Genomic DNA, 7,783 nt, shown 5'->3' with positions numbered 1-7,783 from the left:
AGGAGTAAAGACGATGAAGCTAAAGGTGACCCCGGAGGATTTCGTGGTCAGGGAACTGGCCCGCCTGCCTCTCCGGGAGAAAGGACCCTACCGGCTGTACCTTTTAGAGAAGAAGGGATGGAATACCATCGATCTTTTGCTCCACCTTGCCAGGGTACATGGCCTTCCCTACCGCCTTTTTGCTTACGGGGGATTAAAGGACAGGCACGCCCATACTTTTCAGTACGTCACGGTTAAGCACCCCGCTAATTTAACCGGCGGGGACAAAAATTTTTACTTCCAGAGCGTAGGCTATATGGACAGGCCCATGGGGCCGGATCTCCTGGAAGGAAACGACTTTGCCATCACCATCCGCGCCCTCAGCGCGGAGGAGGTATCCCGCATAACCCGCCGGGTTGATGAAGTCAGGGGTTTTGGCTACCCCAATTATTATGATGACCAGCGTTTTGGCAGCATGGACCGCCAGCTGGGCTTCATGGCTGAGAGATTGCTGAAAAAACACTATAACGGTAGCCTGCAGATCTACCTTACCGGTATTTACCCGGAGGAAAAAAAAGAGGCCAGGGAAAGAAAGCTCTTTTTCCGCGAACACTGGGGGGATTGGGTGGCCTGTCTTTCCCGGGCTAAAACCACCATGGAAAATAAAATGTTTTCCCTGCTCGCGGAGAAACCAAAGGCGTACATAGAGGCTCTGCAGATGATACCCGGGGAGGAGCTTTCGCTTCTTTTTTCGGCCTATCAGAGTTTTCTCTTTAACGAGCTTTTAAGAAGGATTTTGCAGGATCTCGGGCTTGGCCTTGTGGCTGTCCCCGGAGTGGCTGGACCTTACCTTTTTTACCGGCGGCTGGAGAGAAAGGAGCTTGCTTATCTGAGGTCTCTTCTGCTGCCGCTGGCTGCCAGCCGGATGGAGTTTCCCGATGTCCGCAGCGAACAAATCTTTACAGCCATCCTGGAGGAAAGGGGTATCAAGCGCAGCAGTTTCAACCTGCGCAAGGTGCGGCAGGCCTTTTTTAAATCAATTCCCAGGCAGGCCATAGTTTTTCCCGGCGATTTTCGCCTGGAGCCGGCGGAACCCGATGACCTTTACCCCGGCAGACAAAAAATCCGCCTTTTCTTCAAGCTGCCGCGGGGGAGTTACGGGACAATGCTCATCAAGAGGTTGACCATGCCTTGAACCGGGGGATGTTTTACCCCTGGCTCCGTGCAGGTTAAGAACAGCGGTGAGGTGAGAACATGGTGGAAAGAGGGCGGCAGCGCCTGGATAAAGTACTGGCACACATGGGGTTTGGTACGCGTCAGGAGGTTAAGAAGCTAATTCGGGAAAAGCGGGTCGAGGTCAACGGGGAGCTGGCGAAAGACCCGGGGTTGCATGTTTTGCCTGGCCGTGATCACATTGAAGTGGACGGCGAACCCGTAGAGTACAGGCAGTACATTTATTTAATGCTGAATAAACCGCAGGGTGTCCTGTCCGCTACCGAAGATAGATTTGCACCCGTGGTGGTTGACCTGCTCCCACCCGAGTATCGCGCCTTCCACCCTTTCCCTGTGGGGCGGTTGGACAAAGATGCGGAGGGGCTGCTTTTGCTTACCAACGATGGGAAATTGGCACATAAACTCCTGTCACCTAAAAAACGTGTGCCCAAAACGTATTTTGCCGTGGTATCCGGAATTGTTACAGATGAAGATGTCGAAGCATTTCGTCAGGGGGTAATACTGGATGACGGCTACCGTACCATGCCCGGCGAGTTAAAGATTCTCCGCTCCGGGCCGGAATCGGAAGTTGAACTCACCATTTATGAAGGAAAATATCATCAGGTGAAGCGCATGTTTGAAGCTGTGGGCAAAAAGGTGACTTATCTTAAGCGCATTGCCATGGGCCCCCTCATGCTGGATAAACCGTTGAAGCCCGGAGATTATCGTGAATTGACGGAAGATGAAATTAAAAGCCTGCAGGAATTGAACCCTGCACGGTAGCAGTTTGGGAACATTTACCAGGTGAAAGGGGGTTTAGCTCTCCCCCGGTAGAATATGTGTAAGGAGCCTGGTTCTGCCATAAACTCCGGGTTAAAAGTTTCTTGACACGTTTTCTCCCGGGTGATAGTATTTTGCCAGGTAAATAAGTTGTTGCGAGGTTTGAGAGGCTAATAGAATAGAGATGAGCTGAGATGAGCTGAGATGAGTGGATTGGGGTTAAACGAAACCAACACTCATCTATCTGAGTGTTGGTTTTTAATTTATACAGGTCTTACACCTGAAAATTAGAGATTGCACAATGAGTCTCGCTAAGGAGGCCTTTTCATGGTAGTCGCTGAAAAGATGCTCCTGATGGGCAATGAGGCTATTGCCAGGGGAGCGGTGGAGGCGGGGGTACAGGTGGTTACGGGTTACCCCGGAACGCCTTCTTCAGAGGTTTTAGAAACTCTGGCTCATTTCGCCAAAGAATACGGTTATTACGTGGAATGGTCCGTCAACGAAAAAGTGGCCCTGGAAGTAGCAGCCGGGGCAGCTTATGCCGGCGCCAGGGCTCTGGTGACCATGAAGCAGGTTGGCCTCAATGTGGCAGCGGACCCCCTGATGACTCTGGCCTACATCGGTGTCGGAGGCGGCCTGGTCCTGGTAGTCGCTGATGACCCGGGGCCTCACAGCTCCCAGAACGAACAGGATACCAGGAAATTTGCTCAGTTTGCCAAACTCCCCGTCCTTGACCCATCCACACCCCAGGAAGCCAAGGATATGACGGTGGCGGCCTTCGAACTATCCGAACAGCTGGGCCTGCCTGTGATCCTGCGGCCCACTACCAGAACCTGTCATGTCTGCCAGGATGTTACCCTGGGCCCTCTGCCCGAAACCAGGAATCAATGCAGGTTTGACAGGAACCCGGAATGGGTAATCCTCCCCGCTCTGGCCTATAAAAAGCATTTATGGCTCAACCGGAAACAAGAAGAGGTCAGGCGGCTTTTTAACGGCATGCCCTTTAACAGGGCCGAGGTTAAGGGCAAAACCGGGATTATTACTTCCGGCGTGAGCTACAACTACGTGGTGGAAGCCCTCGAAATGCAGGGTTGGGAGGCATCCCTCCTCAAAATAGGGACTCCTTATCCACTCCCTGAAGATCTGGTGTTGGAATTCCTGTCCCGGGTGGAACGTGTGCTGGTGGTCGAAGAGCAGGAACCCGTGGTGGAAGACCAGGTAATCCACCTGGCCTGGCGGCATAACCTGCCGGTCACTGTGGAAGGCAAACACAACGGGCTGGTGCTCCGGGAAGGGGAACTGGATGTCGACCGGGTGACTGCCGTCCTGCGTAAGTATTTCGGTTCTACAGGTATGGAACAGGATGTTGCAGGTAATAAGGTGCGTCATACTCCCGAACTACCCTTGAGGACCCCGGTTCTTTGCGCGGGATGTCCTCACCGGGCGGTTTTTTATGGTTTCAGGGAAGCATTAAAGGATTACGACCCGGTATTTACCGGGGACATCGGGTGTTATACGCTGGGGGTCATCCCGCCCCTCAACGCTCTCGATACCTGCCTTTGCATGGGTGCGAGCGTCACCATCGCAACCGGGCTTTCCCGCGTGGAACAGGGGCGCAAACACGTTGCCTTCCTGGGAGATTCCACCTTTTTCCACACCGGGGTGGTGGGCCTGATCAACGCTGTTTACAACCGGGCCGACATCACTCTCGTCATCCTGGACAACGGTACCACTGCCATGACCGGTCACCAGCCCCACCCGGGGATCGGGAAGAGTGCCACCGGTGACCCGGCCAGGAGGGTAGATATTGCCGAGCTGGTCAGGGGGTGCGGTGTGGATTACATTCGCGAGGTTGACGCTTATAACCTCCAGGAGGTCATGCAGGCCGCCAGGGAAGCCGTCCAGTACGAAGGCCCCTCCGTGGTCATAGCCAGGCGGGCATGTGTAGCCCTGGTAAGGACCAGGTCACGTTACCGGGTAAAGGACGATATCTGCATCGAGTGCATGTCGTGCGTGCAGAGTTTCGGTTGCCCCGCTTTGTCCGTGCAAGAAAAGGTGGTAATCTCCGAAAAGTGTACCGGGTGCGGGGTTTGTGCCCAGGTTTGCCCTGTGAATGCCATTGAAGAGGTGACGCGGGCATGAAGTTTGACACGGATAAGGATAAGTTTGATATGGTCATTGCCGGTGTTGGTGGGCAGGGGACAGTCCTGGCCTCACGGATAGTGGCCAGAGCTGCCATGGAAGCCGGCTGGCAGGTCAGGACTTCCGAAACCATTGGGATGGCCCAGCGGGAAGGTTGCGTGGTGAGCCATGTCCGGGTGGGGAAAAATCTCGCAGGTGCCCTCATCCCGGATGGCAGGGCCGATGTCTTGCTGGGCTTTGAACTGGCGGAGACAGCCAGGGCTCTGGCCAAGCTGAAGGCCGGTGGCAGGGCCATCGTTAGTGAAGATGTGATTATGCCAACTTCGGTGTCGGCAGGCTTGTCCCGCTACCCGGTCCGGGAAATACGGGAGTACCTGGAGAAAGAGCTCCCGGGAGCGAGTTTTCTGAAGGCTTCGGAGGTGGCCAGAGCGGCGGGAAATATTAAAACTGCCAATGTGGTGATGCTGGGGGCGCTCTCCACTCTCCCCGGCCTCCCCTTTAGTCCGGAAGGGCTGCTCGAAGCGGTATTGAAAACTGTGCCGTCACATTTCAGGGAGATTAACCGGAAGGCTTTTGAAATGGGCCGCCGGGCCATGGGGGTGTGTTGAAATGGCCTTAGAGGCTGCAGAGCTTGCCAGGGGTCGATTCGATTTTGAGAACCTGTATGAGATACAGGGGTCAATGCTCCGGGAAATGATCCGGCAGGTGTACCAGAATTCCCCTTTTTATCGCAAAAAGCTGGATGGAGCGGGTGTTGACCCTGCCTCCATTAAAGGTGTTGAGGATCTCGAGCAGGTGCCTTTCACCGACAAACACGAACTGCGCGATGCCTATCCCCTGGGACTGATGGCCGTGCCGGAAAAGCAGGTGGTCCGCATTCATTCCTCCTCCGGCACCACAGGCAAACCCATTATTGTTCCTTACACCAAAAAGGACGTGGACGTTTGGGCTGAAATGATGGCCCGCTCCCTGGCCATGGCAGGGGTGAGCAACCGGGACAGGGTGCAGGTCACGCCCGGCTACGGCCTCTGGACGGCGGGTATCGGCTTCCAGGCCGGCGTTGAACGGCTGGGTGCCATGGCCATACCTACCGGTCCCGGAAATACGGAGAAGCAGCTGGAAATGATGATCGACCTGCAGACATCTGTTTTGATCGGCACTTCCTCTTACGGTCTCCTGCTGGCTGAAGAAGCCTGCAAGCGGGGAATCCTGGACCGGATCAAACTCCGCCTGGGTATCTTCGGTTCGGAACGCTGGGGCGATAAAATGCGCCGCCGCATCGAGGAGATCTTCAATATAGAGACCTTTGATATTTATGGACTGACCGAGATTTACGGGCCGGGCATTGCCATCGATTGCCCCTTCCACTGCGGTCTCCATTACTGGTCCGACCACCTCCTTTTCGAGATTATTGATCCTGTTTCGGGTAAGCAGCTCCCACCCGGGGAAGAGGGGGAGCTGGTGATCACCACCCTGACCAAGGAAGGTATGCCCCTGCTGCGGTACCGTACTCACGACATCACCCGGCTGCTCCCCCACGCATGTCCGTGTGGAAGCGAATATCCCATGATTGACCGTATTCTCGGCCGGACCGACGATATGATCAAGATTAAAGGGGTGAATATCTACCCGGGTCAGGTTGACCATGTGCTCAAGCTGACGGAAGGGGCCGGCAGCGAGTACCAGATAATCTTGAGCAGGGTCGGAGGCAAGGATCACATGTTGATTAAAATAGAAGGAGAAGAAGGGAAAGACCCTCAAAGAATTGCCGTGGAGTTCAAACGCAACCTGAAATCCAGGATTGGTGTCACTGCCGACGTGGAAGTGGTTGCGCCGGGTAGCTTACCCAGAAGCGAGAAAAAAACCAGAAGGATTTTTGATTACCGGGATATGTAAAAGAGAAGGGCCACCGGGAAATGGCTGAAAACTTTCGCCAGGGGCAGGTTTTCACCTTCCGTTTGAATTCTCTCCCCGGTGAAAACATTGGTCCAATGTCCCGCAGCCTGAAAGGGCATGGCCAGGGCTGTTTCCCCCCAGATTTTTTCTCCCAGCGGTGGCTTGAGCTCCGTTGGATGCGGGGTCAGTTGCGCCAGCAGGCGGGGTACGGCCACCAGAAACAGGTCGTCTCCTGCGCGGCGGGCGAATGCGCATACGTGGCGGTGCCGGGGGCCTGTGGCCGCTAAAGGTATATACTCACCGGCCTGAAAAAGCCTCCGGTGGTTGCGGCGAAAATGGAGGGCCTTATAAGTGAGGTAAAGTTTTAGGCGGCCGTCCGGCCAGGTGGATAAAAGTTCTTCTGCCAGGGACAGCGGGCCGCATTGTTTTTCCCTCTCCTGAAGTTCGGACAGGAGACGCACCCTCAGGGGAAAATCCACCGGACGCCGGTTGTCGGGGTCCACCAGGCTGAAGTTCCACAGTTCCGTTCCCTGGTAAAAGTCTGGTACGCCCGGTGAGGTTATCTTCAGCAGCACCTGGGCCAGGGAGGAAAGGGCTCCGTAAAAGGCGATGATTTTTTGAAACTCCAGGAAGTCCTTCAGAAAGCCATTTCCTTCTTCCGGGTCCAGAATGGCCTCCACAAATTTTAGCAGTGCCTCTTCATAGACGGGGTCCGGGTTCAACCAGCTGGTCCAGGTTTTGGCCTCCCTGGCCGCTTTAATCAGGTAGCTCCGCAGTCTCTGTTTGAAGGATGTTACTTCCCCTTCCTCCAACGGCCAGGCACCCAGCAGGGTCTGGTAGATAAACAGTTCCATATTCCCTCCGGGTACCGGCCGGCCTTTTACGGCCGGCTTTTTATGCTGGTTCATCTTCTGCCAGTGCTCCAGGCGCTCGGCAAAAAGATGAGGAATTTCCGAAAGGATGTTTATGCGCGCCCGCACATCCTCGCTGCGTTTGGTGTCGTGGGTGGAGGTGGCGTTCATGGTATGAGGCCAGCGTTCCCGCTTCTCTTGATTATAGCGGTGAAACTCCTCCACGGATATGCCGGGACTTGCGGGGTTTCCGCCCACCTCGTTCAACGAAATCAGGCGGTTATATCTGTAAAGCGCTGTATCCTCAAAGCCCTTGGCCATAGCAGGCCCGGTGAATTGCTGCCAGCGCATGGCAAATTTTAAGGCGGCTGAAGGGTCCGGTACTTCGAGCAGGAGTACTCGCCGTAAAAAAGCTAAAGCCCTTTTGAGCTCAGGGTGCAGCTTGCCGGCCACTTCTGCTGCCTGCACGATGAGATTCCTGTCACGGGTTGAAACAAGTTGTTCCCGGGTGTAGGTCCGGTAAACCGGCAGGCAGGCTGTCAGTTCCACCAGGGCCAGCTCCAGTTCTTTCAGGGAGAGGTCCCTGCCATGGCGGTCGGAGGCGGTCACCGCGTCGAGCTGGCAGGCCAGCGCCCGCATCTCTCCAGCGAACAGTTCCTGTAATACCTTCTTTTTGCATGCGTAGACCACGGCGTTAAAATCAGGCTTGTTTCCACTTGCCCTGCGGTATATCTCCTCCAGGGCCGCCAGTCCTTCCCCGCTCACAAAAAGGGCGTTCAACATGTTCATGAAATCATAGCCCGTGGTCCCGTGAACCGGCCAGTCCGGGGGCAATTCCTCGTCTCCTGTGAGGATTTTCTCCACCACCACATAAAAGGAGCCCCCGGCGTCGATGCCGGTGCTGTGGTCGCAAAGGCCGGCCT

The 7,783-nt window shown here is 55.3% G+C and carries 6 protein-coding genes; 5 read left to right on the top strand and 1 reads right to left on the bottom strand.

All coding sequences use genetic code 11. The features are described from left to right. From truD to ACPLUI_RS08225, 5 genes are all read left to right on the top strand, one after another. On the top strand, positions 1–1,174 hold a 1,174-nt coding region (truD, locus tag ACPLUI_RS08245), incomplete at its 5' end, for a tRNA pseudouridine(13) synthase TruD (protein WP_424659791.1). Between the two features lie 59 nt (positions 1,175–1,233). Further along, the gene (locus tag ACPLUI_RS08240) at positions 1,234–1,974 is read left to right on the top strand and encodes a pseudouridine synthase (protein WP_424659790.1); all 741 of its coding nucleotides are present in this window, start codon (positions 1,234–1,236) and stop codon (positions 1,972–1,974) included. A 324-nt stretch (positions 1,975–2,298) separates the two neighbouring features. Continuing rightward, on the top strand, positions 2,299–4,113 hold the full coding sequence (iorA, locus tag ACPLUI_RS08235) for an indolepyruvate ferredoxin oxidoreductase subunit alpha (RefSeq protein ID WP_424659789.1): 1,815 nt from the start codon (positions 2,299–2,301) through the stop codon (positions 4,111–4,113). After that, a complete protein-coding gene (locus ACPLUI_RS08230; protein WP_424659788.1) occupies positions 4,110–4,721 on the top strand; it encodes an indolepyruvate oxidoreductase subunit beta in 612 nt (203 codons plus the stop codon). The genes iorA and ACPLUI_RS08230 overlap by 4 nt, the downstream gene beginning before the upstream one ends. 1 nt (position 4,722) lies before the next feature. Continuing rightward, positions 4,723–6,009, top strand: a complete 1,287-nt coding sequence (locus tag ACPLUI_RS08225) for a phenylacetate--CoA ligase family protein (protein ID WP_424659787.1) — start codon at positions 4,723–4,725, stop codon at positions 6,007–6,009. On the opposite strand, the gene treY is transcribed toward ACPLUI_RS08225, so the two are convergent. Then, the coding region (gene treY / locus ACPLUI_RS08220; RefSeq protein ID WP_424659786.1) for a malto-oligosyltrehalose synthase at positions 5,994–7,783 on the bottom strand (1,790 nt) is incomplete at its 5' end. The genes ACPLUI_RS08225 and treY overlap by 16 nt on opposite strands.

Source organism: Desulfofundulus sp. (assembly GCF_049701015.1).
GTDB lineage: Bacteria > Bacillota > Desulfotomaculia > Desulfotomaculales > Desulfovirgulaceae > Desulfofundulus.
This window is presented reverse-complemented; position numbering and strand designations above follow the sequence as displayed.